This window comes from Mycobacterium farcinogenes (assembly GCF_019739075.1).
GTDB lineage: Bacteria > Actinomycetota > Actinomycetes > Mycobacteriales > Mycobacteriaceae > Mycobacterium > Mycobacterium senegalense.
Genome location: NZ_CP081673.1, coordinates 4327260 through 4353735, shown reverse-complemented (window position 1 = coordinate 4353735; position 26476 = coordinate 4327260). Strand labels below are relative to the sequence as shown.

Below are 26476 nucleotides of genomic sequence, written 5' to 3'. Positions count from 1 at the left end.
GCACCGATGCCAGAGCTGCCCGAGGTAGAGGTAGTCCGCCGCGGCTTGCAGGAACATGTTGCGGGCAAATCGATTTCGGCGGTACGGGTGCATCATCCCCGTGCCGTACGCCGTCATGAGGCCGGCCCCGCTGACCTGACTGCCCGGTTGCTCGGCGCCCGCATCACCGGAACCGGTCGCCGCGGCAAATACCTGTGGTTGACGCTGGGGGAGGACGAGGGCGACGAGACCGACGCCTTGGTGGTGCACCTGGGGATGAGCGGTCAGATGCTGCTGGGTCCGATCCGCGACGATCGGCACCTTCGGATCGCGGCGCTGCTCGACGACGGTACGGCCTTGAGCTTCGTCGACCAACGTACGTTCGGAGGCTGGCAGCTGGCCGAGTTGGTGACGGTCGACGGCACCGCGGTGCCGCAACCGGTGGCGCACGTCGCCCGCGATCCGCTCGACCCGCTGTTCGACCGCGAACACGTGGTCAACGTGTTGCGGCGTAAGCACTCTGAGATCAAACGCCAGCTACTCGATCAGACCGTGGTGTCCGGTATCGGCAACATCTACGCCGATGAGGCGCTGTGGCGGACCAAGATCAACGGCGCCAGAACCGCTGCACTGCTACCACGCCGCCGGCTGGCCGAGTTGCTCGACGCCGCAGCAGAGGTGATGACCGATGCGCTGAGCCAGGGCGGGACGTCGTTCGATTCGCTGTACGTCAACGTCAACGGTGAATCCGGTTACTTCGAACGCTCTTTGGATGCCTACGGTCGCGAAGGTCAGCCGTGCCGACGGTGCGGTGCGGTGATGCGCCGCGACAAGTTCATGAACCGGTCGTCGTTCTACTGCCCGAAATGTCAGCCCCGTCCCCGGGGCTGATATCTCGGCTGCATGCCGCCGCTCACGGCATGCTGGGCATGCCCGGCGAGTCGGTCATGCAGATCTTCCACGATCCGTCCTCCTTGCGCAGGTAGAACTTGGCTGCGCCTCTGCTGGTAGACAGATCCACCGTCGCCTTGTCGCCGTTCACCGTGATCTTGTCGATCTGTGCGGTCTCGTCAGCGCTGGTGTTGTCGTGGGGAATGTCGATGGCGTCCAAACCGCCGACCTTTTCGAACAGGTCCTGGTCTGCCTGGCAGAAGTAGGGCAGGGCGTCCTTGAAGTCGCCCTTGTCCGCCATCACCGTCTCGAGGAATTCGCGGACCTCCTGTTCCTCGGAAGTCTCGCTCGACGACGATGATCCCGCGCTGGTGCGGCTGCTCGATTTCGAATCGCCGCCCAACGCGAAGATGAGGACCGCACCGACCACTACCACCACCGCGAGCACCGCAGCGGCGATCGCGATCCACTTGCCGTTGCCACCTTTGGGCGGCTGCGGAGTGGGGTAGCCGTACGGCTGCTGTGGTGCCCCGTAAGGCTGAGCCCCATAGGGAGCTCCGTACGGTTGCTGGGCGGCTCCATACGGTGCGCCGAAGGGGCCTTGAGGCTGTTGCGGTGCGCCGAAGGGTTGTTGTGGCCCCCCGAACGGCGGTTGCGGCTGCTGCGACGGCTGAGGTCCCCCGAAAGGTGAGCCGTACGGCTGTTGCGGCTGCTGGGGCGCCCCGAAGGGCTGCGCAGGATTGCCACCGGTGTTCGGATATCCCTGAGGCCCGCCCTGCTGGTACGGCTGCTGCCACGGGTCAGGAGAACCCGACGGCGGGGTGGGCGGATTGCTCGGCGGATAGGTCACGGTGCTCCTCGGCGAAAGTCGGTCCGTCGAGTCTATCGTCGCCGTGTGCTCCGCCGTCGTGTTGAACCGTGAGCATCGAGGTGAGTCGGCGGTCGTCACCGCCGGAATAACCCTTCCCGGGGACGTGTAGAAATACCGCATGACCGAACTTTGGGTTGACCGCACCGGTGTACGCAGGTATGTCGGGCGTAGTTCACGCGGTGCAGAGGTACTCATCGGCAGCGAGGATGTCGAGGGCGTGTTCACCCCGGGTGAATTGCTGAAGATCGCCCTGGCGGCATGCAGCGGCATGTCCAGCGACCAGCCGCTGCGCCGCCGCCTGGGCGACGATTATCCGGCGACCATCCGGGTGTCCGGGCCGCCGGATCGTGAGCAGGAGCGTTACCCGCTGCTGGAGGAGAAACTCGAGATCGACTTGTCGAACCTCTCCGAAACCGAGGTGGCCCGCTTGCTGACGGTGGTCGAGCGAGCGATCGACCAGGTCTGCACGGTCGGCCGTACCCTCAAATCGGGCACTGAGGTGAAGTTCGAAGTCACCACTCGATGACCGGACCGGAACTCCCCGCGAACGGACCCGATACCGAGGTGCGCCTGAGCGCCTGGGTGCACGGTCATGTGCAGGGCGTGGGATTCCGGTGGTGGACCCGGTCGCGGGCGCTGGAGCTGGGCCTGACCGGGTTTGCTTCGAATCGGCCCGACGGCCGCGTGCACGTGATCGCCCAGGGGCCGCGCGAGAAATGTCAGCGATTGCTTGAGCTGCTGAGCAGCGGGCAGACGCCGGGGTCGGTGGATCACGTCGTCGCAGATTGGACCGATGCCGACGCCACGATGACGGGGTTTCGCGAACGGTAGCCGACTCGGCGGTAGGGTAAATCGCCGTGCACCTCAAGAGTCTGACGCTGAAGGGCTTCAAGTCCTTCGCTTCGCCGACGACTCTGCGCTTCGAACCCGGCATCACCTGCGTCGTCGGCCCGAACGGGTCGGGCAAGTCGAACGTGGTCGACGCCCTGACCTGGGTGATGGGCGAGCAGGGTGCCAAGACCCTGCGTGGCGGCAAGATGGAAGACGTCATCTTCGCCGGCACGTCCTCGCGGGCACCGCTGGGCCGCGCCGAGGTGACGCTGACCATCGACAACTCGGACAACGCGCTGCCCATCGAGTACTCCGAGGTGTCGATCACCCGCCGCGTGTTCCGTGACGGCGCAGGTGAATACGAGATCAACGGCAGCAGCTGCCGGCTGATGGATGTCCAGGAGCTGCTCAGCGACTCCGGTATCGGCCGCGAGATGCACGTCATCGTCGGCCAGGGCAAGCTCGCCGAGATCCTGGAGTCGCGTCCCGAGGACCGCCGCGCCTTCATCGAGGAGGCCGCCGGGGTTCTCAAACACCGCAAACGCAAGGAAAAGGCGGTCCGCAAGCTCGACTCGATGGCGGCGAACCTGGCCCGCCTGACCGATCTGACCACCGAGTTACGCCGCCAGCTCAAGCCGTTGGGCCGTCAGGCCGAGATGGCGCGTCGCGCGGCGACGATCCAGGCCGATCTTCGCGATGCCCGGCTGCGGCTGGCCGCCGATGATCTGGTGCGGCGCCAGGTCGAGTTCCACAACACCAACCAGGCCGAGACCACGCTGCGTCGCGAGCACGACGAGGCGACCGTCCGGTTGGAAGCCGCAACCGTCGAGCTGCAGGCGCACGAGGCCGCCGTCGCCGAACTGACCCGTCGCGCCGAAGCGGCCCAGCAGACCTGGTTCCGAGCCTCGGCCCTGGCCGAACGGCTGAGCGCGACCGTGCGCATCGCGACCGACCGGGCCCAGTTGTTCGAGGCCGAGACCGAGGTGTCCACCGGGCAGGACCCCGAAGCGCTGGAAGCCGAGGCCGACGAGGTTGCCGAGCTCGAAATGGAGCTGCTCGGTGAGCTCGAGGAATCGCGCATCGTCTTGGAGACCGCCCGTGCCGAGCTGGCCGAGCGTGAGCAGCTCGCCGCCGAGGCCGAGCGGGCACATCTGGCTGCCGCGCGCGCCGAGGCCGATCGGCGTGAAGGTCTGGCCCGGTTGGCCGGTCAGGTCGACACCATGCGCACCCGCGTCGAGTCGATCGACGACGGGGTGATGCGCCTGTCGGTCAACATCGAGGAAGCCGCCGCCAAAGCCCAACAGGCGAAAGCCGAATTCGAGACCGTGCAGAGTCGCGTCGGCGAACTCGACGCCGGTGAGGTGGGTCTGGACGAGCAGCATGACCGTTCGGTGGCAGCGCTGCGGCTCGCCGACGAACGGGTTGCCGAGTTGCAGGCCGCCGAGCGTGCCGCCGAACGGCAGGTGGCATCTCTGCGAGCCCGTATCGAGGCGCTCTCGGTCAGCCTGGACCGGCGTGACGGTGCCGCCTGGCTGCAGAAGAACCACAGTGGCGCAGGTCTTTTCGGCAGTATCGGCGAATACCTGAAGGTGCAGCCGGGGCATGAGGTGGCGGTGGCCACGGTGTTGGGTGCCGCCGCCGACGCACTGGCGGCCGAGGATTTCGGGGTGGCTGCGGCCGCTGTGGCTGCGCTCAAGGAGTCCGACGGTGGCCGGGCGGCCCTGCTGCTGGGGGACTGGAAAGGCAACGGATCGGCACCGTCAGGGGTACTTCCCGACGGAGCGATCTGGGCCAATGACGTGGTGTCCGTTCCGGACCGGTTGCGTCCGGCGATCACCGCGATGCTCGCCGGGGTGGCGGTGGTGGGCGACCTGGCAGCCGGGGTGCAGCTGGTATCCGGGCGACCCGACCTGCGTGCGGTGACCGCGGACGGTGACCTGGTCGGCGCGGGCTGGATCAGCGGCGGGTCCGACCGCAAGCCGTCCACGCTCGAGATCAGCGCTGAGATCGACAAGGCCCGTGCGGAACTGGAGATCGCCGAGAGGCAGACCGGTGAGCTGGCCGCGGCATTGTCGGGGGCGTTGACCGAGCAGGCCGCCCGCCAGGAATCGGCCGAAGAGGCGATGGCCGCGCTCAACGAGTCCGACGCCGCGATCTCGGCCATCTACGAGCAACTGGGCCGGCTTGGGCAAGATGCGCGCGGGGCCGATGACGAGTACCAGCGGCTGATCCGCCAACGCGACGAGCTCGAGGCGGGGCGCACCAATACGGTCGAGGAGCTCACCGAACTCGAGTCGAGGCTGCACAACGCCGAACAGCTGCCGATGTTCGAGGCCGAGCCGGTGGACCGGCAGGCCTCGGTCGCCGCGGCCGAGGCAGCCCGCTCGGTTGAGGTGGAGGCCCGGCTGGCGGTGCGTACCGCCGAGGAGCGCGCGAATGCGGTTCGCGGGCGCGCGGATTCGCTGCGTCGGGCCGCTGCTGCCGAGCGTGAGGCTCGGGTGCGGGCGCAACGGGCCCGGGAAGCGCGCGAACACGCGGCGCGGGTGGCGGCTGCGGTCTCGGAGTCCGGACGCGTGGTGGCCCAGCGCTTGAGCGCTGTGGTGTCGGTGGCTTCGCGGATGCGCGACGAGCTGGCCACCGAACGTCAGATGCGTGCCACCGCCCTGTCGCAGGTGCGCGAGACGGTCACCGAGCTCAACGCGCGGATCACCGCGCTCACCGACTCCCTGCACCGTGACGAGATGGCCAAAGCCCAAGCGGCGCTTCGGATAGAACAACTGGAAGCGCAGGTGCTCGAACAGTTCGGGATGCCCGCAGCCGACCTGATCGCCGAGTACGGGCCCCAGGTCGCGTTGCCGCCGAGCGACCTGGAGATGGCCGAGTACGAGCAGGCGCGTGAGCGCGGCGAACAGGTGATGGCGCCTGCCCCGATGCCGTTCGACCGGCCGACCCAGGAGCGTCGGGCCAAGAAGGCCGAACGTGAGCTCTCCGAGCTCGGCCGGGTGAATCCTCTTGCGCTGGAAGAGTTTGCGGCACTGGAAGAGCGCTACAACTTCCTGTCGACCCAACTCGAAGACGTCAAGGCCGCGCGCACCGATCTGCTCGATGTCATCGCTGATGTCGATACGCGCATCCTGCAGGTGTTCACCGAGGCCTACGTCGATGTGGAGCGCGAATTCGAGCAGGTGTTTTCCACGCTGTTCCCGGGCGGCGAAGGCCGCCTGCTGCTGACCAACCCGGCCGACATGCTGACCACCGGCATCGAGGTCGAGGCCAGACCGCCGGGCAAGAAGATCAAACGACTGTCGCTGCTGTCCGGTGGCGAGAAGTCGTTGACCGCGGTGGCGATGCTGGTGGCGATCTTCCGTGCCCGCCCTTCTCCGTTCTACGTGATGGACGAGGTCGAGGCCGCGCTCGACGATGTGAACCTGCGCCGGCTGATCAGCCTTTTCGAGCAGCTACGGGAGAAGTCTCAGCTGATCGTGATCACCCACCAGAAGCCCACCATGGAGGTGGCCGACGCGCTTTACGGTGTGACGATGCGCGGCGACGGCATCACCACCGTGATCTCGCAGCGGATGCGGGGGCAGGAGATGGCTGCCAGCTCAGGCTGATTCGGTGCTGAGCTACTCGAATGTCCTTGTCGCTGCAGGGGCGGTGCCGGGAAACTGTGCCGAGCGTGCGACTATGCCGCGTCGGAGCGTGCGGCGCGCGGACTACGGCGCGGCTTATCGTGGGGGCCGGCGTTTTTCGTCGTCGCGGTTGCGGATTTGGTCCGGGCCGAACCGCTTTCGCCTGAGCGGGGGCTCCTCAGGGTCGCATGCCGGTCAGCCCCTGACCGGTCATCATCGACGCCGTTGGACGTCGTAGGCGAGAACGTGTGCCGCAGTGACTGCCGGATTCGCTCGGCCGTCGCTTGCGGCTTCGGCCGCGTCTTGGCCTTCACCTCGGTGTCTACTTCCGGATCCGATTTGACGGTATCCGCGCCGGCGACGGTGCCGTCGATTGTTGCGGCGTCCGTGCTGGTCGCCTCCCGCCGGGTGGGCTCGGACTGAGGTTCCTCCGCGGCCGCCGGCTTACCCGGCGCAGTAACGGTTTCCGTGCGGTGATCGAAACCATCGGCGGTATGGACGCCCAAGCCGGCAAGCGCATCGCGCACACCTTCCTCGGCTGCGGCGGCCAAGTCCGACGCCAACTTGTCGAGATCGATGTGGGGTATCAGTCCCGCGCGGGTCGGTACACCCATGTTCTCCGGCGTGCGGTCATAGGCGAGGTCGATCAGTACCCGCAGGGTCGGCTCGGCCAGGTCGAGCAGGGGATCGAGAATTCCTGTGCCGCGCAACGGCTGTAGCAGCGGCAGGTGCTCGGTGTGCACCAGGTAGTAGGTGGTGTTGCCGGATGTGTAGGACTGATAGCTGGTCGGGTCGTTCAGGTTGATCACCGATGACCCGTAGTTGGGATGCAGATAGAAGTAGCCCATCAGGGCGTTCAGATCGGCCAGCAGATTGAGTGGGTACTTGGGGAAATCGGCGATCAAGTCGTATTCGCGCGCCACGTCGATCGTCTGGTACTCGTCGTCCGGGGTGGCGCCGTCGAAACTGACCCCGAGCAGTGGGATGTAGAGGCCTTCGAACCGGGCCAGTATTCCTCCGTTGGGGCGGTTGGGGTTGGCCACGAACACGAACGACAGTTCGTCGGCGGCCGGAACGGTGGCGCCCTGTGTTCGGAGTTCGGCCAGATTGCGCTTCTCCCGGGTGGCGATGTTGGCGCTTTGCGAATAGCCGACGACGATCTTCTCTCCCGGGGTGCTCAGGACGGCATTGTTCAGGCTCAGAACTCCGCGGGCCACCGAGGTGTCGAAGCTGACGTCGCTCAGGCCGGTCGCCGGCCAGAAATGCTCCGGCGTCGACACCCAATAAAGGTCGTCCTCGTCGAGGTGCCGGTCGGACAGATAGGTGCCGTTCACCTGGTCCAGGTAGGTGCCTGCGCCCCACTGGTGTGGATCTCCCAGTGCTTTCATCCCGGTGCCACCCATGATGAGCGCCGTAGCCGCCAGCTGCACCAGTGTGGTCATGCTCGCGGTCAGCGCCAGCCCGACCGTTCCGGCCACCGCGACGAGCGTCGGCGCCAACCCCCGAAACACACGCATGTGCATCTTGTGTCCTCCACTTTTCGCAAAAAATCCCAAGGGAAGGACCGCATGCTGCCCAAACGCTGAAGTCATTCCCGACCCGCTTTGGATCGTGGACCACATTTGCTGCGGATGTCAGCGAATTGAAAAAATTCGGAACTGAATGCCGAAAGAGCAGCCCAACGCTTAATCAGAAAGAATCAGAATTTCACGCAGCTAAGCCGTAGCGGATATCTACGGCTGGATTCAGTGCGTGCTGGTTCGTATGTGGTGGCGAATAGATGCGACGGTGGTACGTGAGTGTACCGTCCTTGCGCGCCGAACGGTATACCGATCTTTCCCACCGGGATGGGAATGTGCGGAGCTTCACCGGCCGGGCAGGCTCGCGGGGCCGGTCGTGCCCATCTCGCTGCCCTGAGACAATGGCCTCGTGTCAGATGGTGCGTTGTTGGGTCTGTGGATCGCTGTCGCGGTCGTCGCCGTTCTCGTCGTCGTCGCTCTCACGATCGGGTTGGTGCGTTATCGGCGTCGGCGGATCAGCCTGTCGGGGCGCGACGCCACGAAACCGATCGACCGGTCCGGTGGCTATACGGCGTCCTCGGGGATCACGTTCAGCCAATCGGGCACGCCGACGGTTGAACGCATCGACACCAGCGGCCTGCCCGCGGTCGGGGACGACGCGACGATTCCGCGTGATGCGCCGAAACGCACCATCTCCGATGTCCAATTGCCCGAGCCGGTCGAACCGGAAGCACCGGCCGTACCGGAAGCGCCGGCCGAACCGGCACCGCAGGAGCCGGCCGAAGCGGCGGAACCGGCTGTGGTCGCCGAGCCCGAACCGGTCGCCGAGCCGACCGAGGCGCAAGATGCGGTCGCTGCCGCAGTGCAGGACATCGCCCCGACCGAGGGCCGAATGGACCGGTTGCGGGGCCGGCTGGCCAAGTCGCAGAACGCGTTGGGCCGCAGCATGCTCGGGTTGCTGGGCGGCGGTGATCTCGACGAGGACTCATGGGAGGCCGTCGAGGACACCTTGCTGATCGCCGACCTCGGCCCGGTGGTCACCGAATCCGTCGTCGGGGCCCTGCGCGAAAAGATGGCCAGCAGGAACGTGCGCACCGAAGCTGACGCCCGGGCGGTGCTGCGTGAGGTGCTGATGTCGGAGCTGCGCCCAGACCTGGATCGCTCGATCAAGGCGCTGCCGCATGCGGACAAGCCGTCCGTGTTGTTGGTGGTCGGGGTGAACGGCACCGGCAAGACCACCACAGTGGGCAAACTGGCACGCGTGCTGGTTGCCGATGGCCGCCGTGTGGTGCTCGGTGCCGCCGACACCTTCCGGGCCGCGGCTGCCGACCAGTTGCAGACCTGGGGCTCGCGGGTGGGCGCTGACGTGGTGCGCGGGCCGGAGGGGGCCGACCCGGCCTCGGTGGCCTTCGATGCCGTCGACGACGGGATCAAGACGGGCGCCGATGTCGTCGTGATCGACACTGCCGGTCGCCTGCACACCAAGACCGGCCTGATGGACGAGCTCGGCAAGGTCAAGCGGGTGGTGGAGAAGCGTGCCGCCGTCGACGAGGTGCTCTTGGTGCTCGATGCCACCATCGGCCAGAACAGCCTGCCGCAGGCCAAGGTGTTCGCCGAGGTCGTCGACATCACCGGCGTGGTGCTGACCAAGCTCGACGGCACCGCCAAGGGCGGGATCGTGTTCCGGGTCCAGCAGGAACTGGGCGTGCCCGTCAAACTCGTCGGGCTCGGAGAGGGGCCCGACGACCTCGCGCCGTTCGAGCCGGCGGCCTTCGTCGACGCGCTGTTGGGCTGAAAAACCGGCCGAAAAACCCAGGGAAACGCACGGTGTAACACCGGCGAAACGCAGCCCGGCTATCCGTTCACACGAGCGAAACGCAACGGCGCCGTGGCCGAAACATCCACTCAGCATTGTTCTGGACCAGGTCAATGGTCGTAAATCCTTGCGGCCGTGGCGTGGTGAAGGAGGAAACTGCGAGTGGAGCAATTCCCGATACTGGGTGCGCCGGACACCGGTGACACGGCATGGATGCTGGCCAGTGCCGCACTTGTGCTGTTGATGACGCCGGGTCTGGCCTTCTTCTACGGCGGCATGGTGCGCGCCAAGGGCGTGCTCAACATGATCATGATGAGCATCAGCGCGATGGGCGTCGTGACGGTGTTGTGGGCGCTGTACGGCTATTCGGTCGCGTTCGGTGACAACACCGCCGGCGTGATCGGCAACCCGGCACAGTTCTTCGGACTCAAAGGCCTCATCGGGGGGAACGGATCCGCCGATGCACCCATCGCACTGGCCGGGACGATCCCGGCCACCGTGTTCGTCGGCTTCCAGTTGATGTTCGCGATCATCACCGTCGCGCTGATCTCCGGCGCCGTCGCCGACCGCATCAAGTTCGGCGGCTGGCTGTTGTTCGTGGCGCTGTGGGCGACGTTCGTCTACTTTCCCGTCGCACACTGGGTCTTCGATTTCGACGTCCTGGGCTCCGACGGCGAGACGGTGATCCACCACGGGGGATGGATTGCCAACCAGCTCAAGGCAATCGACTTCGCCGGTGGAACTGCGGTGCACATCAACGCCGGTATCGCGGGCTTGGTCCTGGCGATCATCCTCGGCAAGCGGCTCGGCTGGCCCGGTACGCCCATGCGTCCGCACAATCTGCCGTTCGTGATGCTCGGTGCCGGCCTGCTGTGGTTCGGCTGGTACGGCTTCAACGCCGGTTCCGCGGTGTCGGCGAACGGAATTGCCGGGACCACCTTTGTCACCACCACGGTGGCGACCGCGACGGCCATGCTCGCCTGGCTGCTCACCGAGCGTATCCGTGACGGCCATGCCACCTCGCTGGGTGCCGCATCAGGCATCGTCGCGGGCCTGGTGGCCATCACGCCGTCCTGCTCTTCGGTGAACGTGCTGGGTGCGCTGGTGATCGGGGCGTGCGCCGGCGTGTTGTGCGCGTTGGCAGTCGGCCTCAAGTTCAAGTTCGGCTTCGACGATTCGCTCGACGTCGTGGGCGTGCACCTGGTCGGCGGCCTGGTCGGCACGTTGCTGGTCGGCCTGGTGGCGACCGAGGAAGCCCCGGCCGGTGTCGCGGGTCTGTTCTACGGCGGCGGGTTCGATCAGCTGTGGCGACAGGCCGTCGGGGCGGGTGCGGTTCTGCTCTATTCGGCGGTGGGTACCGCTATCTTGGCGTTGATTGTCAAATACACCGTGGGCCTGCGCCTGGACAAAGAAGAGGAAGCATCCGGTATCGACGAGTCCGAGCACGCCGAGAGCGCTTACGACTTCGTCGCTGTCGGAACCGGTTCTGTTCTTGGTCGTCACGGCGGGGAGGAATAAGGGAATATGAAGCTGATCACTGCGATCGTCAAGCCGTTCACGCTGGAAGACGTCAAGACAGGTCTGGAGCAAACCGGCATTCTCGGGATGACGGTCAGCGAGGTCCAGGGGTACGGCCGGCAAAAGGGACACACCGAGGTCTACCGCGGTGCTGAGTATTCGGTCGATTTCGTGCCGAAGGTTCGCGTGGAGGTCGTGGTCGACGATTCCGCGGTCGACAAGGTGGTCGATGTCATCGTGCAGGCCGCACGCACCGGCAAGATCGGCGACGGGAAAGTATGGGTCAGCCCGGTCGACACCGTGGTTCGGGTGCGTACCGGTGAGCGGGGAGCTGACGCGCTGTAAGCGGAGCGTCGATCGAGACGTCTTCTCCCCGGCCAGCTATCGCGTGAGCAATACCCGGTAATCGGCCGGGGAGGAGTCGAGATGACAGAGAACAGCCCAGACGCAGCGCCATCACGGCCGGCCAGCGACCTGGCCGCGGCCACCCAGCAGTTACTCTCCGGCGGCTCGCGGCAGCTGGATGCCGCTGCCCTGCGGGACGCCTTGCTCGATTTGCACGAATTCTGGCTCGCCACAAAGGCTGCCGAAATCGGGATCAGCGCTACCAGCGGATTCTCGATCGTGGCCACCGGCGGGCTCGGGCGCGGCGAGATGTTGCCGTATTCGGACCTCGATCTGACGTTGTTGCATGACAACATGCCGGTAGAACTCGTCTCCGAGGTTGCCGAGAAGCTTTGGTATCCGTTGTGGGACGCCAATATTCGACTCGACCACAGCGTGCGCACGGTACCCGAGGCGCTCAACGTGGCAGGTGAGGACATCGCGGTCGGCCTGGCGATGCTCGACGCCCGCCATATCGCCGGTGATGCCGATCTGTCGGCGCTGCTGGTCGGCGGGGCACGCCGACAGTGGCGGATCGGAATCGCCTCGCGATTCGACGAACTCGTCGCGCACGCGCAGTCGCGGTGGGAGCGCAGCGGCCAGATCGCGCACCGCGCCGAGCCGGACTTGAAGTCGGGGCGGGGCGGTCTGCGCGACGTCCAACTGCTCAACGCGCTCGCCATCGCCCAACTGGCCGATGTCTACCCGAGTCGGGCACTGGCCTCTCCGACCGGAACGCTGGGCGATGCCCATCTGGCGCTGCTCAACGTGCGTACCGAGCTGCACCGCGCCTCCGGGCGGGGGCGGGAGTTGTTGCTCGCCCAGCATGCCGACGAGATCGGTGCCGCATTGCGGATCGGAGACCGATTCGATCTCGCCCGCACCCTCTCGGATGCGGCCCGCACCGTCAGCTACTACGTCGATTCCGGGATCCGCACCGCCGCCAACGCCCTGCCGAAACGCGGGTTCGCCGCGTTACGCCGGCCGGTGCGCCGTCCACTCGACGAAGGGGTGATCGAGTATGCGGGCGAGGTGATCCTCGCCCGCGACGCCCGTCCGGAACGCGACCCGGGCCTGATCCTGCGGGTCGCGGCCGCGTCGGCGAGCACCGGGCTGCCGATGGCTGTGTCCACGTTGAGCAGGCTGGCCGAAACAGCGCCGGAACTGCGCACGCCGTGGCCGCGCCAGGCCCTCAAGGACCTACTGGTCCTGCTCGCTTCCGGGCCCGCCGCGGTGGCCACCATCGAGGCTCTGGACCGCACCGGGCTGTGGGGCCGACTGTTCCCGGAGTGGGGCGCGGTCCGGGACCTGCCGCCGCGGGATGTGGTGCACACCTGGACAGTCGACCGCCACCTGGTTGAAACCGTGTCGCGGGCAAGCGCTTTCACCACCCGGGTGTCACGTCCGGATCTGCTGCTGTTGGGTGCGCTGTGCCACGACATCGGCAAGGGTCGCGGCGGGGACCACAGCGTGATCGGTGCGGAGCTGGCTACGCAGATCGGCACTCGGCTGGGGCTGTGGCCTTCCGACATCGAGGTGTTGTCGAAGATCGTCCGGTACCACCTGCTGCTGCCGGACACCGCGACGCGCCGAGATCTGCAGGATCCCAAGACCATCGATGCGGTCGCCACCGCGCTCGGTGGGGACACGGTGCTGCTGGAACTGCTCCACGTCCTGGCCGAGGCCGATTCGCTGGCCACCGGTCCGGGGGTATGGGGTGATTGGAAGGCATCGCTGATCGGTGACCTGGTTAGACGGTGTCGGCTCGTGATGGCGGGTGAACCGTTGCCGCAGCCCGATCCCATCGAGCCGCGGTTCATGGCGCTGGCCGCCGACGCGGGGGTCCATGTCGAGCTCGCCCCCGGAGACGGCCCGCACATCTACAACGTGACGATGATCGCCGCGGACCGGCGGGGCCTGCTGTCCAAAGCGGCGGGTGTGCTGGCCCTGAATTCCCTGCGGGTCCACTCGGCGTCGGTCAACAGTCACGAGGGTTCGGCGATCAACACCTTCGCGGTCTCGCCGCATTTCGGTGCTCCGCCCGCGGCCGAGCTGCTGCGTCAGCAGTTCATCCTGGCGCTGGAGGGCGAACTGGACGTGATCGGTGCGCTGCAACGGCGCGACCAGGAGGCGGCCCAGCATCCGACGACCCGCGCCGGTGAGATCCTCGCGTCGGTCCCGGCCAACCATGTACCGGCCCCACCGCGCATCCTGTGGTCGCCGGGGACCACGCCGTCCGACCTGATCGTCCAAATCCGCACCATCGATCGGGCCGGCCTGTTGGCCAGGCTCACCGCCGTCTTCGAACGGGACGGCGTGGATGTCGCCTGGGCCAAGGTGACCACTCTGGGCGCTTCGGTGGTCGACGTGTTCTGCATTACCGCCCCGGCACTGGGTGCCGACGAGGCCGGCCGGGCGGCGTTCCGCGAGGAGCTGGAGCGGGACATGCTCGCGATCCTGCCCGCGCCGCCGCCGAAACCGGCCAAAGCGATGGAGCAGGCGGGCTGACCCGTCCGCGTGGGCCGGCTGGTGGGCTCACCACCCCGCCCCGGCCCGGCCGCTAGGCTTACCACGTGTTTGAGAGCCTGTCTGACCGGTTGACCGGAGCCCTGCAGGGCCTACGCGGCAAGGGGCGGTTGACCGACGCCGATATCGACGCGACGTCGCGCGAGATCCGGTTGGCCCTGTTGGAGGCCGACGTCTCGCTGCCGGTGGTGCGTGCGTTCGTCGCGCGAATCAAGGATCGCGCCAAGGGCGCCGAGGTCTCGGCCGCGCTGAACCCCGCCCAGCAGGTGGTCAAGATCGTCAACGAGGAGCTGATCGGCATCCTCGGTGGCGAGACCCGCCAGCTGGCGTTCGCCAAGAACCCGCCGACGGTGATCATGCTCGCCGGCCTGCAGGGCGCCGGTAAGACCACGCTGGCCGGCAAGCTCGCGAAATGGCTCAAGGGGCTGGGGCACACCCCGCTGCTCGTCGCGTGCGACCTGCAGCGCCCCGGTGCGGTCAACCAGCTGCAGATCGTCGCCGAACGCGCCGGTGTGGCTTCCTTCGCCCCGCATCCGGGCACCTCGCCCGACGGTCTGGAGATCGGCGGCCACGGCGATCCGGTTGCGGTCGCGTCGGCTGGTCTGGCCGAGGCCCGGGCCAAGCACTTCGACGTGGTCATCGTCGACACCGCGGGCCGGCTGGGCATCGACGAGGAGTTGATGGGTCAGGCCGCGGCCATCCGCGACGCCGTGAAGCCCGATGAGACCCTGTTCGTGCTCGACGCGATGATCGGTCAGGACGCCGTGGCCACCGCCGAGGCGTTCCGCGAGGGTGTCGGCTTCACCGGTGTCGTGCTGACCAAGCTCGACGGCGATGCGCGCGGTGGTGCCGCGCTGTCGGTCCGCGAGATCACCGGCGTGCCGATCCTGTTCGCCTCCGCGGGGGAGAAGCTCGAGGACTTCGACGTCTTCCACCCCGACCGGATGGCCAGCCGCATCCTGGGCATGGGTGACGTGCTCACCCTGATCGAGCAGGCCGAGCAGGTCTTCGACCAGCAGAAGGCCGAGGAGGCCGCCGCCAAGATCGGTTCCGGAGAGCTGACGCTGGAGGACTTCCTCGAGCAGATGCTGGCGATCCGCAAGATGGGTCCGATCGGCAACCTGCTCGGTATGTTGCCCGGCGCCGGTCAGATGAAGGACGCGTTGGCCGCCGTCGACGACAAGCAACTGGACCGCGTGCAGGCCATCATCCGCGGCATGACCCCGGCCGAACGTGCCGACCCGAAGATCATCAACGCCTCCCGGCGGCTGCGTATCGCCAACGGCTCCGGTGTCACGGTGTCCGAGGTCAATCAGCTCGTGGACCGGTTCTTCGACGCCCGCAAGATGATGTCGTCGATGGCCGGCCAGATGGGCATGCCGTTCGGCAGAAAGAACTCGCCGCGCAAGGCGGCCAAGGGCAAGAACAAGCAGGCCGGCAAGAAGAAGGGCCGTCAGTCGGGCAAAGGCCCGACCCCGCCGCGCAACCCATTGGGTGCCGGGATGCCGGCCGGCTTCCCCGATCTGTCGAACATGCCCAAGGGCCTGGACGAATTACCGCCCGGTCTGGCCGATTTCGACCTGTCCAAGCTGAAGTTCCCCGGCCAGAAGTAGAGGTATGAGCGCACTGCACGTCCGAGGTCGCGGACTTCCCGGCGGCGAAGAAGTGCAGTGGTGGATCGACCGGGGAGTGTTGTCGGCGGAGCCGATCGCCAACGCCGACACCGTCTTTGACGGCGGCTGGATCATCCCCGGTCTGGTCGATGCGCATTGCCACGTCGGTCTGGGGCCGGGCGGTGCGGTCGATATCGACGAGGCGGTCAGCCAGGCCGAGATCGAGCGCGACGCCGGTGCGCTGCTGCTGCGCGACGCCGGATCGCCCGTGGACACCCGCGGTTTCGACGATCGCGAGGATTTGCCGCGCATCATCCGGGCCGGTCGGCACCTGGCCCGCCCCAAGCGCTACTCGCCAGGGCTGCCGATCGACATCGAGGACGAGTCGCAACTGCCCGCCGCCGTCGCCGAACAGGCGCGGTGGGGCGACGGTTGGGTGAAGTTGGTCGGCGACTGGATCGACCGCGGCATCGGCGACCTGGCGCCGCTGTGGTCTGACGAGATCCTCACGGCCGCGATCGACGCCGCCCACGCCGAGGGGGCGCGGGTCACCGCGCACGTGTTCGGCGAGGAAGCCTTGCCGGGCCTCATCAATGCCGGCATCGACTGCATCGAGCACGGTACCGGGATCACCGACTCCACCATCGAATTGATGCTCGAACACGGCACGGCGCTGGTGCCGACCCTGATCAACATCGACAACTTTCCCGGCATTGCCGATGCGGCAGGCAAGTACCCGACGTACGCCAGGCACATGCGGGACCTGTACGCCTCGTGCCGCAGCCGGGTTGGGGCGGCCTACGAGGCGGGCGTGCCGATCTTCGCGGGCACCGATGCCGGCGGGATGATCGCCCACGGTCGCATCGCCGACGAGATCGAGGCTCTCAAGGGCATCGGGATGAGCCCCACCGCGGCCCTGGGCGCGGCCAGTTGGGATGCCCGGGCGTGGCTGGGCCGGCCCGCGTTGGAGCACGGGGCATCAGCGGATCTGGTGTGCTACACCGAAGATCCGCGCCGCGGCGGTGTCAGTCACCCGGATCTGGTGATCTTGCGCGGCAGAGCGTGGGGCGGGGCCAACGGCTAGTACACGTCCCGCAGGTACCGGTGGGTCTTGATCAGGTCGTTGACGTAGGCGTGCGCCGCGTCCGCGTCCATACCGCCGGCGTCGGCGACGATCTCGTGCAGCGCGGCGTCGACATCCTTGGCCATCCGCTCGGCGTCCCCGCACACGTAGAGGTACGCACCATCCTGTAACCAGCTGAACAGCTCTGCCGAGTTCTCCCGCATACGGTGCTGCACATACACTTTCGTGTCCTGATCGCGAGAGAACGCCACATCGAGCCGGGTCAGGGTGCCGGACTCGGCGAACGCGGTCAGTTCCTCCCCGTAGAGGTAGTCGGTCATCCGGCGGCGGTCCCCGAAAAACAGCCACGAGCGACCCGACGCACCGGCCGCTTGCCGTTCCTGCAGGAAGGCGCGGAACGGCGCGATGCCGGTCCCCGGCCCGATCATGATGATGGGCACGTCACCGGCCGGCAGCCGGAAATGGTGGTTGGGGCGCAGGTGAATCCGAACCGCTCGGCTGCGCTCGGCCAGATAGGTGGAGGCCACACCGCCGTATCTGCGGCCGGTGCCGGCATAGCGCACGGTGGCCACGGTCAGGTGCACGCTGTCGGGGTGCACCAGCGGGCTTGAGGCGATCGAGTAATCACGAAACTGCAACGGCCGCAACGTATCGACGACGTCTTCGACGGTGAGTTCGGCGCGCCTGATCAGATCGAGGACGTCCTCGCCGTAGGCCGCCGGTCCCGCCAGATCCTGCAGTGCGCGTGAGGGGGTGCGGATCTCGAAATGCTCGGCGAGCAGTACCCCCAAGGCCTCATCCGGCTCGGCGACGCGGTGTTGGGCGCTGACCTTGAGCTCGGTCAGGATCGCTGTCACGAGCTCTGGATCGTTGACGGCATGGACGGCAAGTGAATCGCCGGCCTGGTAGGCGATTCCGGACCCGGTGAGGTCGAGCTCGTAGTGGCGGACCTCCTTGTCGGATTTCGTGGAGGTGAGCAGCCGGTTGACCATCAAGGTGGCGGTGACGGGTTGATTGCGCTCTGGGCCGCGGAGCGGGGGATCGGCCGTCGGTGGCGTTTCGACGACGGTGCCGGGCCCAGGCTGGGTGGCGGTGAGCTGTTTGACCAGATCGGTGGTCCAAGCGGCGGCGGGCTCTTCGTAGCGCCCGTCGACGTCGACCCGGTCGGTCAGCCGGGTGGCGCCGAGTTCTTCGAGCCGCGCATCGAGGAGTTTGCCCGCGTTGCAGAACAATTCATAGGAGGTGTCGCCGAGGGCGAGCACAGCGAAACTCATGTGCTCCAACCGCGGGGTCGAGGTGCTGATGGCTTCCCAGAACAACGTCGCGGTGTCAGGGAATTCGCCGTCACCGAACGTGGACGTCACCACGATGAAATGTGTTGTGGTACTGAGCTGGTCGAGTTCCACCTGATTGAGCTCGACGGCCTCGGCGGGGATTCCGGCGGCGGTGGCGGCTTCGGCGAACGACATCGCCGCATCTTCGGCGTTGCCCATATCGGTGCCGTAGGCGACCACCAGCGAGAACTCACGGTCGGACACATCGGCTCCCTTCATCGCGCGTTCCACGCTGAATTTAGGGTTACCTTAGTTTGGGATGAGACTCGGTGGGGCCCTACCTTTTACCGCCCCTGCCGGTGGTCAGTGGGAGAAGCCGTAGTCGAACAAGTCGATCGCCTGCCCGTAGAGATCGCCCGTACCGTACATCTGGACCACGATCAGGCGCCGGTTACCGCGTTGGGCCGCACCGACATACGTCTTGCGGGCCAGGTCGGTATATCCGGTCTTGCCGGCGATGTCGCCGGGGTAGCGCGTGAGCAGCTCGTTCTGGTTGGTCAGCGTCTTACCCGGGAATTGCGCCGTGGGCTGCCGCATGATCTGCGCGATCAGCGGGTATCTCAGCGCCGCACGCAGGATCACTGCGAGGTCGTGCGGGGTGGTGACGGTTTCCCAGCCGGGTCCGTCGAGTCCCGACGGCGACGACGCCCGGGTGTTGCGGGCGCCGACGGCGGCCGCCTTGCGCGTCATCGCCGCCACCGTGGCAGCTTGCCCGCCGAGCATGTCGGCGAGCATGTTCGCCGCGTCGTTGCCCGACACCATGAGCAGTGCTTCGAGCAGTTGTCGGGTGGTGTAGGGCTGACCCGGCTTGAGGCCCACACAGGAGCATTCGACCTTGGTGTGCGACTGGTTGGCCCGGGCGAAATTGTCCGGCCGGAGGTGATCGAGCACGACCATCGCCAACAACGGTTTGATGGTGCTGGCCGGGGCGTACGTACCGTTGGGGTCTTTGGCGGCCAGCACCTGGCCGGTGTCCATGTCGGCGACGAGCCAGGCCTTGGCCGGCCCGTCGGGAAGCTGGGCGCCTGCCGGCGCAACGCGCGGCTGCGCGGAGACCGCCGGCGCGCCGAGGGTGGCGGCCGGCATCGTCGTACCGAGGGTGAGCGCGAGCGCCACGAACAGTCTTCGCACGAGCGCCGAGGCTACGGAGCGTTGGACTCTTTCAGCGCGCGGTCAGGTTTCCGTCAGATATCGACTGAAACGCACCACTCACAGGGATCCGATGCTGGCCGAACGATCCTGGGCGAAACCCCAGTCCAGCAATGTCGCGGCCTGGTCCCAATAGGTCGGACCGCCTTCCTTGACCAGTCCGTACATCATCGAGACCACCAATCTGCGGCCGTCACGCTGGGCTGCGCCGACGAACGTCTTGCGGGCGATGTCGGTGAAACCCGTCTTGCCGCCGATGGCCCCGGGATAGCGATGCAGCAGCTCGTCCTGGTTGACCAGCACCCGATCACCGGTCTTGCTCGGGAAGGTGGTCGACGGCATGGCGGTGATCTGGGCGAAAACGGGGTTGGCCATCGCCGCGCGGAAGATCGTCGCCAGGTCGTGCGGGGTGGACCAGAACGGCATGCCGGGCCCGTCCAAACCGGACGGGCTGGCCACATTGGTGTTGTGCGCCCCGAGCGCTGCCGCCTTGGCATTCATCTTGGACACGGCTGCCTCGGGACCGCCGAGCATGCGGGCCAGGGTGTTGGCGGCGTCGTTGCCGGAGGCCAGCAGTGCCGCCTCCAGCAGTTGGCGTGCGGTGTAGGTCTGGCCCGGAGCGACGCCGGCGCAGTTGCACTCGACCTTGGTGTCGGCTTCGCCGGCCACGATCGTGGAGTCCAGCGGCACTTCGTCGAGCACCACCTGCGCCAGCAGGGTCTTGATCGTGCTCGCCGGCGCGTAGCGGGTGTTCTCGTTGCGGGCGGCCAGTACCTGGCCGGTGTCCAGGTCGGCGATGACCCAGCCCTGCGCGGGACCGTCGGGAATGGGCGCGGAGCCGACCTGCTGGATCTCGATGTCGGCTCTGGCCGCGGGCACGGTGGCGGGCACCGATGAGAGCGGGATCAACGCGACGGCGGCCGCGGCCCCCATGACAGACAACCTGACGAACCTCCCCATGGCGGGCCAGCCTAATCGTGTTGAATCGAGACATGTTGAGCCTGGCCGAGATTTCGGATCGCCTGGAGATCCAGCAGTTGTTGATCGACTACTCCACGGCGATCGACCGTCGACTGTTCGATGACCTGGATGCGGTGTTCACCCCCGACGCCTACATCGACTACCGGGCGATGGGCGGTATCGACGGTAACTACCCGGAGGTCAAGGCCTGGCTGGCCGAGGTGCTGCCGAACTTTCCGGCTTACGCCCACATGCTCGGTAACTTCGATGTCCGGATCGAGGGAGACAAAGCATCCTCCCGCACGATCTGCTTCAACCCGATGGTGCTGCCGGGGCTGGAGCAACAGGTGTTGTTCTGCGGGCTGTGGTACGAGGACGAGTTCGTCCGGACCGCCGAGGGGTGGCGGATGAGCCGCCGGGTGGAGACCAAGTGTTTCGACAAGGTGGTGTGACGCTGCGGGTCGACGCGCTGAGCGGCCAAGTTGTGACACGCAACGGGCGGGAAGTTGTGCGATAACTGGCCGTTGGGACCGGATTTGGGCTGGTCGGCATCGTTCTGGCACAATTGTCGGCTGTCTGCCGTGCGACTCGTTCAATGCGCTGCGCGGCGGTCACACACGTAAGGCAAAACCGGATCGGGCAATTCCGCCCGCATCGCCGAATTGCAGCGTGACACTCAAGGAGAAGTGCTTAACCATGGCTGTCAAGATCAAGCTCACCCGGCTTGGCAAGATCCGCAACCCCCAGTACCGCATCGCTGTCGCCGACGCGCGCACTCGCCGCGAAGGCCGCGCCATCGAGGTCATCGGCCGTTACCACCCCAAAGAAGAGCCGAGCCTGATCGAGATCGATTCGGAGCGCGCGCAGTACTGGCTGGGTGTCGGCGCCCAGCCCACCGAGCCGGTGCTGGCCCTGCTGAAGATCACCGGTGACTGGCAGAAGTTCAAGGGCCTGCCGGGTGCCGAGGGCACGCTGAAGGTCAAGGAGCCCAAGCCGTCCAAGCTGGAGCTGTTCAACGCCGCGCTGGCAGAGGCCGAGAGCGGCACCGGTGCCGCGGCTGTGACGCCCAAGAAGAAGAAGGCTCCGAAGAAGGACGAAGCTGCCGCCGAGACCGCTGAGGCCGAGGCCCCGGCTGCTGAGGCCGCCGACGAAGCCGCAAGCGAGAGCTGAGCATCGCAGTGAGTTCTGTCGTGGTCGACGCCGTCGAGCACCTGGTCCGCGGCATCGTGGACAATCCCGACGACGTACGCGTCGACATGGTCACCAGCCGCCGTGGCCGGACCGTCGAGGTGCATGTGCACCCCGATGACCTGGGCAAGGTCATCGGCCGCGGCGGCCGCACCGCCACTGCGCTGCGCACCCTGGTCGCAGGCATCGGTGGACGCGGAATCCGCGTCGACGTGGTGGACACCGACCAGTAGCGTCGGATCCATGGACCTGGTTGTCGGGCGGGTTGTCAAAGCTCACGGCATTACCGGTGAGGTCGTCGTCGAGGTTCGTACCGACGACCCCGACGCCCGGTTCGCCCCTGGTGTGGCCCTGCGGGGCCGCGCCAAGGGGGGTGCCGAGCGAGAATTCTCGGTCGAGTCCGTACGCGATCATGCCGGTCGGCTGCTGATCCGGTTGGCCGGTGTCGGCGACCGCAATGCGGCCGACGAGTTGCGTGGCACGGTGTTCGTCGTCGACACCGCCGACCTGCCCACCATCGATGATCCCGACGAGTTCTACGACCACGAACTCGAAGGCCTGCGGATGGTCACGGTCGACGGCACCGCGGTGGGCGTGGTTCGCGAGGTGCTGCACACCGCGGCCGGCGAGTTGCTGTCGGTAACCGCCGATCTGGATGGCCGCGAAGTGCTCGTGCCGTTCGTCAGCGCCATCGTCACCTCGGTGTCTCGGGACACCGGCACCGTCGTCATCGATCCTCCAGACGGTCTGCTGAACCTGGACCAGATCTGACGGGCCGCGCAGTGCGAATTGACGTCGTCACGATCTTCCCGGCCTACCTTGACCCGATCCGCCAGTCGTTGCCGGGCAAGGCGATCGATGCCGGAATCCTCTCCGTTGCGGTGCACGACCTGAGGAACTGGACCCGTGATGTGCACCGGTCGGTGGACGACTCGCCGTACGGCGGCGGGCCGGGGATGGTCATGAAAGCTCCGGTGTGGGGCGCGGCGCTCGACGAAATCTGTTCTGACGAAACGCTTCTGGTGGTGCCGACGCCGGCGGGGCGCCTCTTCACGCAGGCCGTCGCCGAGCGGTGGAGCACCGAGTCGCACCTGGTGTTCGCCTGCGGGCGGTACGAAGGCATCGACCAGCGGGTGGCCGACGATGCCGCTCGCCGGATGCGGGTCGAAGAGGTCTCGATCGGTGACTACGTGCTCAACGGCGGCGAATCCGCCGCGTTGGTGATGATCGAGGCGGTGGTCCGGTTGATGCCCGATGTGCTGGGCAACCCCGCTTCCCACCAACAAGATTCGCATTCCGACGGCCTTCTCGAGGGGCCCAGCTACACCCGTCCGCAGAGCTGGCGGGGGTTGGATGTGCCCGAGGTGCTGTTGTCGGGCGATCACGCCAAGGTGGCCGCGTGGCGGCACGAGCAGGCGTTGCAGCGCACCCGCGAGCGCAGGCCCGATCTGCTCGACGAGTCCTAGATCCGGCCGCCGGGGAACATGGTCTTGACGGCGTCGGTGATGGTGTCGCGGGCGGTGGCCGAGTTCGTGGGCTGCAACGAGCCGATCACCATGATGAACCGACGGTCAGGACCGACCACCCCGGTCGACAGGTGCATCCAATCCGAACCGATGCAGCACATCCAACCCTGTTTGACCGCAACGGGTTCGGCGTAGAGCCCCTCGGGAATGCCGAATCGCTGGGGGTAGATGCCGCCCGGCTGGGTGCCGTCGATGGCGTTCGGAGTGGACTGGGCCAGGTTGGACAGGATGACGTTGGCCTGCTCGGCCGGAAGCCCGCCGCTGCCGTTCATCAACATGTCGTAGTAGCGCACCAGATCGGCTGCGGTACTGATGGTGTTCCACCATCGCCCGTCGTTGGGCCGCCGGGTCGAGCTCAGACCGTAGCGGGCGGCCACCCGGTCCACGATGGCGCTACCGCCGCTGCGGTTCCAGAACACTTCGGCGGCGCTGTCGTCAGACGATCTGAGCATCACGTCGAGGTTCTGGCGATCCTCAGGACTGAGAACGGTCTGCCGCTTCGCCTCCTGCAGAAGCAGATCGTCGGCGATGAACAGCTTGACCACCGACGCGATGGCGATCGTGGTGTCGTTCCCGTTGGAAACCAGCTGACCGGTGTTGCGGTCGAGCACCAGCACGGTGATGTCGGCGCCGGCGTCGGCGGCGTCCTCGGTGGCCTGTTGGGCGCGGTCTTCGAGTCCGGTGAAGCTGGCGGCGGGCTCGCCGGGCGATGCCTCGGGCAGCGGGGCCATGCTGCCCTGGGGCGCGACGACGGTCAGCTGTGGCGCGCCGAGCGGGGCCGGGGGAGTGCCGTAGACCCGGGCTTCGCAGCCGACGGTCACGACGGCCATCGTGACCAACGCTGTCATGCTGACGGCCTTGCCGATCATCAGCTTCGACGGCCGCCGTCGCATGGTCCTCCCTTGAACCGGCAATGAATCCGATGCGTTCCACACGACCGGCACATCGGTGGATGAAGCCTAACTGTTCGCCGCGTGGCGCGCGTCGTTAGTCGGGCTCGAAGTATGCTGACCGAGTCGATGCGGATGGGTGCTCCCACTCTCCGGATTTCACGGTATGGGGACCCATCTGGCACAATTGAGCAGTTGTCTGCGCACGGCTGGGCCCGGCTGGCCCGCGTTCCGCTGCGAGATACACCCCGATACACCCGAAAATAGCTTCGGCTGCGCGACATGTTCGCGCCCGTCCGGAGCCGCGAACAACAAGGAAGTGTCACCGATGAACACGCTGGACTTCGTCGATCAGGCGTCGCTGCGCGACGACATCCCGACCTTCAGCCCCGGCGACACCGTCAACGTGCACGTGAAGGTGATCGAGGGCTCGAAGGAGCGCATCCAGGTCTTCAAGGGTGTCGTCATCCGTCGTTCCGGCGGCGGTATCCGCGAGACCTTCACCGTGCGGAAGGAGAGCTACGGCGTCGGCGTCGAGCGGACCTTCCCGGTGCATTCGCCCAACATCGATCACATCGATGTCGTGACCCGCGGTGACGTGCGTCGCGCCAAGCTCTACTACCTGCGCGAACTGCGTGGCAAGAAGGCGAAGATCAAGGAAAAGCGCTGAGCGCGCTGCTCCGCCTGACGAAGCTCTCGTCGCGGGACCGGTCACGACGCTCGCTACTGTGGTGCCTGTGACCGGACCCACCGACTCTGCTGACGCGCGCTCGGAGGGCGACCTCGACGCCGACTCGGCCACAGATTCCGCTTCAGCCCCGCCGGAGTCCGGCGGCGGAACGCCGGACGAGTCGCCGAAGCGCAAGCATTCCACGGCGCGTGAGATCGCGATTCTGGCCAGCATCGCGCTGGTGTTGTACTACGTGACGCTGACGTTCATCGCCCGGCCGTATCTGATCCCGTCGGAGTCCATGGAGCCCACGCTGCACGGCTGCGCCGGCTGTGTGGGTGACCGCATCATGGTCGACAAGGTGACCTACCGGTTCTCGAAGCCCGAACCCGGTGATGTGGTGGTCTTCAAAGGCCCGCCGTCGTGGAACATCGGTTACAAGTCCATCCGGTCGGACAACACCGCCATCCGTTGGGTACAGAACGCCCTCTCGTTTGTGGGTTTTGTGCCGCCGGATGAGAACGACCTGGTCAAGCGGGTGATTGCGACCGGCGGCCAGACCGTGCAGTGCCGTGCCGACACCGGTCTGACGGTCGACGGCAAACGGCTGAACGAGCCATATCTGGATCCGGCCACCATGATGGCCGACCCGAATGTCTATCCGTGTCTTGGCAATGAGTTCGGTCCGGTCACGGTCCCGCCCGATCGCCTGTGGGTGATGGGCGACAACCGGACCCACTCGGCCGACTCGCGGGTGCACTGCAGCAATCTCCCCGCCGACGCCCGCGAAGGTTTGTTGTGTACCGGTGATCCGATGGCCGGCACCGTTCCGGTGGAGAATGTAATCGGAAAGGCACGGTTCATCGCTTGGCCGCCGTCGCGCTGGGGCGGTATCGCTGGCGGGAACCCGCAGACCGACTCCTAGGAGCTGCCCGGTGCCTCCGGTGGTGAAGACGTCGTGGCCGCCTCGGACCGTGATCCGGCGGTCGTCCGGCCTGCGCACGCTGGAATCCGCGTTGTACCGCAACGGCTTGGGCCCCGTCGCCGGGGTGGACGAGGTAGGGCGCGGGGCCTGCGCGGGGCCGCTGGTGGTGGCCGCCTGTGTGCTCGGCCCCAATCGGATGGACAGCCTGGCCTCCCTCGACGATTCGAAGAAGCTGGGCGAGCGGGAACGGGAGCGGTTGTTTCCGCTGATCCGCCGGTACGCGCTGGCGTACCACGTGGTGTTCATTCCCTCCGACGAGGTGGACCGGCTCGGGGTCCATGTGGCCAATATCGAGGGCATGCGGCGGGCGGTGGCGGGCTTGTCGCTGCGGCCCGGTTACGTGCTGTCCGACGGCTTCCGGGTTCCGGGCCTGGCGGTGCCGTCGCTGCCGGTGATCGGGGGAGACGCCGCGGCTGCGTGTATCGCCGCGGCCAGCGTGCTGGCCAAGGTGAGCCGCGATCGGTTGATGGTCGAGATGGAGCAGCACCATCCCGGCTACGGTTTCGCCGAGCACAAGGGATACAGCACCCCCGCACACTCCGCGGCCCTGGCGGAGTTGGGGCCGTGTGTGCAGCACCGCCACTCGTATGTGAACGTGCGGCGGGCCGCAGAGATTGCCGGCGTGCGGCGGGCCGCAGAGATTGCCGGCGTGCGGCGGGCCGCAGAGATTACCGGCGTGCGGCGGGCCGCAGAGATGACAGACGTACGACGCGAGGCGGCACCAATGGGGCATGCTGAAGTGACGTACGCAAAGATGGTCGACAGGGCATCAGCACAACGAGAAGGACAGCACACCAGATGAGCGCCGAGGATCTCGAGAAGTACGAAACCGAGATGGAGCTCTCGCTGTACCGCGAATACAAGGACATCGTCGGTCAGTTCAGCTACGTCGTCGAGACCGAGCGCCGGTTCTACCTGGCCAACAGCGTTGAGTTGATTCCGCGAAACTCCGACGGTGAGGTCTACTTCGAGTTGAGGCTTGCCGACGCCTGGGTGTGGGACATGTATCGGCCGGCGCGGTTCGTCAAACAGGTGCGGGTCATCACGTTCAAGGACGTGAACATCGAAGAGGTCGAGAAGCCCGAGTTGCGGCTACCGGAGTAGCCGCG

The 26476-nt window shown here is 66.8% G+C and carries 25 protein-coding genes; 19 read left to right on the top strand and 6 right to left on the bottom strand.

All coding sequences use genetic code 11. The annotated features are described in order from the left end of the window. The first annotated feature begins 6 nt into the window (after nucleotides 1–6). Nucleotides 7–870: a bifunctional DNA-formamidopyrimidine glycosylase/DNA-(apurinic or apyrimidinic site) lyase gene (gene mutM / locus K6L26_RS20700; protein ID WP_036388243.1), complete on the top strand. Its 864-nt coding sequence runs from the start codon at nucleotides 7–9 to the stop codon at nucleotides 868–870. A gap of 22 nt (nucleotides 871–892) precedes the next feature. On the opposite strand, the gene K6L26_RS20695 is transcribed toward mutM, so the two are convergent. After that, entirely contained in the window at nucleotides 893–1720 is an 828-nt protein-coding gene (locus K6L26_RS20695; protein WP_019347330.1) for an Rv0361 family membrane protein, read from the bottom strand. A gap of 139 nt (nucleotides 1721–1859) precedes the next feature. Between K6L26_RS20695 and K6L26_RS20690 the strand changes: the two genes are divergently transcribed. From K6L26_RS20690 to smc, 3 genes are read left to right on the top strand one after another with little or no spacing between them, the layout of a single operon-like run. Next, a complete protein-coding gene (locus K6L26_RS20690; RefSeq protein WP_019347331.1) occupies nucleotides 1860–2267 on the top strand; it encodes an OsmC family protein in 408 nt (135 codons plus the stop codon). Further along, nucleotides 2264–2572, top strand: coding sequence for an acylphosphatase (locus tag K6L26_RS20685; protein WP_221851416.1), 309 nt, complete (start codon nucleotides 2264–2266; stop codon nucleotides 2570–2572). The genes K6L26_RS20690 and K6L26_RS20685 overlap by 4 nt, the downstream gene beginning before the upstream one ends. Before the next feature lie 26 nt (nucleotides 2573–2598). Then, nucleotides 2599–6186 carry a chromosome segregation protein SMC gene (gene smc / locus K6L26_RS20680; protein WP_221851414.1) on the top strand — a complete coding sequence of 1196 codons (3588 nt, stop codon included), beginning with the start codon at nucleotides 2599–2601 and terminating at the stop codon, nucleotides 6184–6186. Nucleotides 6187–6257: 71 nt separating this feature from the next. Here smc and K6L26_RS20675 read toward each other — a convergent pair whose 3' ends face one another. Beyond that, entirely contained in the window at nucleotides 6258–7721 is a 1464-nt protein-coding gene (locus tag K6L26_RS20675; protein WP_221851412.1) for a PE-PPE domain-containing protein, read from the bottom strand. 412 nt (nucleotides 7722–8133) lie between these two features. On the opposite strand from K6L26_RS20675, the gene ftsY reads away from it, so the two are divergent. From ftsY to K6L26_RS20645, 6 genes are all read left to right on the top strand, one after another. Continuing rightward, nucleotides 8134–9519: a signal recognition particle-docking protein FtsY gene (gene ftsY, locus K6L26_RS20670; RefSeq protein WP_019347335.1), complete on the top strand. Its 1386-nt coding sequence runs from the start codon at nucleotides 8134–8136 to the stop codon at nucleotides 9517–9519. 234 nt (nucleotides 9520–9753) lie between these two features. Further along, nucleotides 9754–11058 (top strand): ammonium transporter, encoded by a 1305-nt coding sequence (locus K6L26_RS20665; RefSeq protein ID WP_064897611.1) that lies wholly within the window; start codon nucleotides 9754–9756, stop codon nucleotides 11056–11058. 6 nt (nucleotides 11059–11064) lie between these two features. Beyond that, nucleotides 11065–11403, top strand: a complete 339-nt coding sequence (locus tag K6L26_RS20660) for a P-II family nitrogen regulator (protein WP_003881099.1) — start codon at nucleotides 11065–11067, stop codon at nucleotides 11401–11403. Nucleotides 11404–11484: 81 nt separating this feature from the next. Further along, entirely contained in the window at nucleotides 11485–13950 is a 2466-nt protein-coding gene (locus K6L26_RS20655) for a [protein-PII] uridylyltransferase (protein WP_221851410.1), read from the top strand. Nucleotides 13951–14015: 65 nt separating this feature from the next. Next, nucleotides 14016–15581: a signal recognition particle protein gene (gene ffh / locus K6L26_RS20650; protein ID WP_036388234.1), complete on the top strand. Its 1566-nt coding sequence runs from the start codon at nucleotides 14016–14018 to the stop codon at nucleotides 15579–15581. Between the two features lie 4 nt (nucleotides 15582–15585). Further along, nucleotides 15586–16665 carry an amidohydrolase family protein gene (locus tag K6L26_RS20645; protein ID WP_064897598.1) on the top strand — a complete coding sequence of 360 codons (1080 nt, stop codon included), beginning with the start codon at nucleotides 15586–15588 and terminating at the stop codon, nucleotides 16663–16665. On the opposite strand, the gene K6L26_RS20640 is transcribed toward K6L26_RS20645, so the two are convergent. From K6L26_RS20640 to K6L26_RS20630, 3 genes are all read right to left on the bottom strand, one after another. Continuing rightward, the gene (locus K6L26_RS20640; RefSeq protein ID WP_221851408.1) at nucleotides 16662–18218 is read right to left on the bottom strand and encodes a diflavin oxidoreductase; all 1557 of its coding nucleotides are present in this window, start codon (nucleotides 18216–18218) and stop codon (nucleotides 16662–16664) included. The two genes, K6L26_RS20645 and K6L26_RS20640, sit on opposite strands and share 4 nt — an antisense overlap. Before the next feature lie 84 nt (nucleotides 18219–18302). Next, a complete protein-coding gene (locus K6L26_RS20635; protein WP_221851406.1) occupies nucleotides 18303–19130 on the bottom strand; it encodes a D-alanyl-D-alanine carboxypeptidase in 828 nt (275 codons plus the stop codon). A 78-nt stretch (nucleotides 19131–19208) separates the two neighbouring features. Beyond that, nucleotides 19209–20081, bottom strand: a complete 873-nt coding sequence (locus K6L26_RS20630; protein WP_221851405.1) for a D-alanyl-D-alanine carboxypeptidase family protein — start codon at nucleotides 20079–20081, stop codon at nucleotides 19209–19211. A 59-nt stretch (nucleotides 20082–20140) separates the two neighbouring features. On the opposite strand from K6L26_RS20630, the gene K6L26_RS20625 reads away from it, so the two are divergent. The 5 genes from K6L26_RS20625 (at nucleotide 20141) to trmD (ending at nucleotide 22762) form a co-directional block, all read left to right on the top strand. Then, nucleotides 20141–20560 (top strand): nuclear transport factor 2 family protein, encoded by a 420-nt coding sequence (locus K6L26_RS20625; RefSeq protein ID WP_019347343.1) that lies wholly within the window; start codon nucleotides 20141–20143, stop codon nucleotides 20558–20560. Between the two features lie 244 nt (nucleotides 20561–20804). Further along, nucleotides 20805–21278 carry a 30S ribosomal protein S16 gene (gene rpsP / locus K6L26_RS20620; RefSeq protein WP_019347344.1) on the top strand — a complete coding sequence of 158 codons (474 nt, stop codon included), beginning with the start codon at nucleotides 20805–20807 and terminating at the stop codon, nucleotides 21276–21278. An 8-nt stretch (nucleotides 21279–21286) separates the two neighbouring features. Then, nucleotides 21287–21529: an RNA-binding protein gene (locus K6L26_RS20615; RefSeq protein ID WP_003881089.1), complete on the top strand. Its 243-nt coding sequence runs from the start codon at nucleotides 21287–21289 to the stop codon at nucleotides 21527–21529. 10 nt (nucleotides 21530–21539) lie between these two features. Next, on the top strand, nucleotides 21540–22067 hold the full coding sequence (gene rimM, locus K6L26_RS20610) for a ribosome maturation factor RimM (protein WP_221851403.1): 528 nt from the start codon (nucleotides 21540–21542) through the stop codon (nucleotides 22065–22067). A gap of 11 nt (nucleotides 22068–22078) precedes the next feature. Further along, the gene (trmD, locus tag K6L26_RS20605) at nucleotides 22079–22762 is read left to right on the top strand and encodes a tRNA (guanosine(37)-N1)-methyltransferase TrmD (RefSeq protein WP_221851401.1); all 684 of its coding nucleotides are present in this window, start codon (nucleotides 22079–22081) and stop codon (nucleotides 22760–22762) included. Here the strand turns inward: trmD and K6L26_RS20600 are convergent. Then, nucleotides 22759–23715 (bottom strand): serine hydrolase, encoded by a 957-nt coding sequence (locus K6L26_RS20600; protein WP_221851399.1) that lies wholly within the window; start codon nucleotides 23713–23715, stop codon nucleotides 22759–22761. The two genes, trmD and K6L26_RS20600, sit on opposite strands and share 4 nt — an antisense overlap. Nucleotides 23716–24040: 325 nt before the next feature. Between K6L26_RS20600 and rplS the strand changes: the two genes are divergently transcribed. Genes rplS through K6L26_RS20580 form a run of 4 tightly spaced genes read left to right on the top strand, consistent with a single transcriptional unit; the run spans nucleotide 24041 to nucleotide 26471 of the window. After that, nucleotides 24041–24382 (top strand): 50S ribosomal protein L19, encoded by a 342-nt coding sequence (rplS, locus tag K6L26_RS20595; RefSeq protein WP_019347348.1) that lies wholly within the window; start codon nucleotides 24041–24043, stop codon nucleotides 24380–24382. Continuing rightward, the gene (gene lepB / locus K6L26_RS20590) at nucleotides 24348–25307 is read left to right on the top strand and encodes a signal peptidase I (protein ID WP_435405344.1); all 960 of its coding nucleotides are present in this window, start codon (nucleotides 24348–24350) and stop codon (nucleotides 25305–25307) included. Before rplS ends, lepB begins: the two co-directional genes overlap by 35 nt. A 22-nt stretch (nucleotides 25308–25329) precedes the next feature. After that, the gene (locus K6L26_RS20585) at nucleotides 25330–26169 is read left to right on the top strand and encodes a ribonuclease HII (protein ID WP_245008768.1); all 840 of its coding nucleotides are present in this window, start codon (nucleotides 25330–25332) and stop codon (nucleotides 26167–26169) included. Continuing rightward, nucleotides 26166–26471 (top strand): DUF2469 domain-containing protein, encoded by a 306-nt coding sequence (locus tag K6L26_RS20580; protein WP_019346355.1) that lies wholly within the window; start codon nucleotides 26166–26168, stop codon nucleotides 26469–26471. The genes K6L26_RS20585 and K6L26_RS20580 overlap by 4 nt, the downstream gene beginning before the upstream one ends. The last annotated feature ends 5 nt before the right edge of the window (nucleotides 26472–26476 follow it).

Bases quoted from the DNA above. Each gene is read 5' to 3' on its own strand.
- rplS (WP_019347348.1), top strand. From the start codon at position 24,041: ATGAACACGCTGGACTTCGTCGATCAGGCGTCGCTGCGCGACGACATC.
- K6L26_RS20640 (WP_221851408.1), bottom strand. From the start codon at position 18,218: ATGAAGGGAGCCGATGTGTCCGACCGTGAGTTCTCGCTGGTGGTCGCC.
- K6L26_RS20600 (WP_221851399.1), bottom strand. From the start codon at position 23,715: ATGCGACGGCGGCCGTCGAAGCTGATGATCGGCAAGGCCGTCAGCATG.
- K6L26_RS20685 (WP_221851416.1), top strand. From the start codon at position 2,264: ATGACCGGACCGGAACTCCCCGCGAACGGACCCGATACCGAGGTGCGC.
- K6L26_RS20665 (WP_064897611.1), top strand. From the start codon at position 9,754: ATGCTGGCCAGTGCCGCACTTGTGCTGTTGATGACGCCGGGTCTGGCC.
- mutM (WP_036388243.1), top strand. From the start codon at position 7: ATGCCAGAGCTGCCCGAGGTAGAGGTAGTCCGCCGCGGCTTGCAGGAA.
- K6L26_RS20655 (WP_221851410.1), top strand. From the start codon at position 11,485: ATGACAGAGAACAGCCCAGACGCAGCGCCATCACGGCCGGCCAGCGAC.
- K6L26_RS20645 (WP_064897598.1), top strand. From the start codon at position 15,586: ATGAGCGCACTGCACGTCCGAGGTCGCGGACTTCCCGGCGGCGAAGAA.
- K6L26_RS20580 (WP_019346355.1), top strand. From the start codon at position 26,166: ATGAGCGCCGAGGATCTCGAGAAGTACGAAACCGAGATGGAGCTCTCG.
- K6L26_RS20690 (WP_019347331.1), top strand. From the start codon at position 1,860: ATGACCGAACTTTGGGTTGACCGCACCGGTGTACGCAGGTATGTCGGG.
- K6L26_RS20630 (WP_221851405.1), bottom strand. From the start codon at position 20,081: ATGGGGGCCGCGGCCGCCGTCGCGTTGATCCCGCTCTCATCGGTGCCC.
- K6L26_RS20675 (WP_221851412.1), bottom strand. From the start codon at position 7,721: ATGCGTGTGTTTCGGGGGTTGGCGCCGACGCTCGTCGCGGTGGCCGGA.
- K6L26_RS20660 (WP_003881099.1), top strand. From the start codon at position 11,065: ATGAAGCTGATCACTGCGATCGTCAAGCCGTTCACGCTGGAAGACGTC.
- rpsP (WP_019347344.1), top strand. From the start codon at position 20,805: ATGGCTGTCAAGATCAAGCTCACCCGGCTTGGCAAGATCCGCAACCCC.
- K6L26_RS20625 (WP_019347343.1), top strand. From the start codon at position 20,141: ATGTTGAGCCTGGCCGAGATTTCGGATCGCCTGGAGATCCAGCAGTTG.
- rimM (WP_221851403.1), top strand. From the start codon at position 21,540: ATGGACCTGGTTGTCGGGCGGGTTGTCAAAGCTCACGGCATTACCGGT.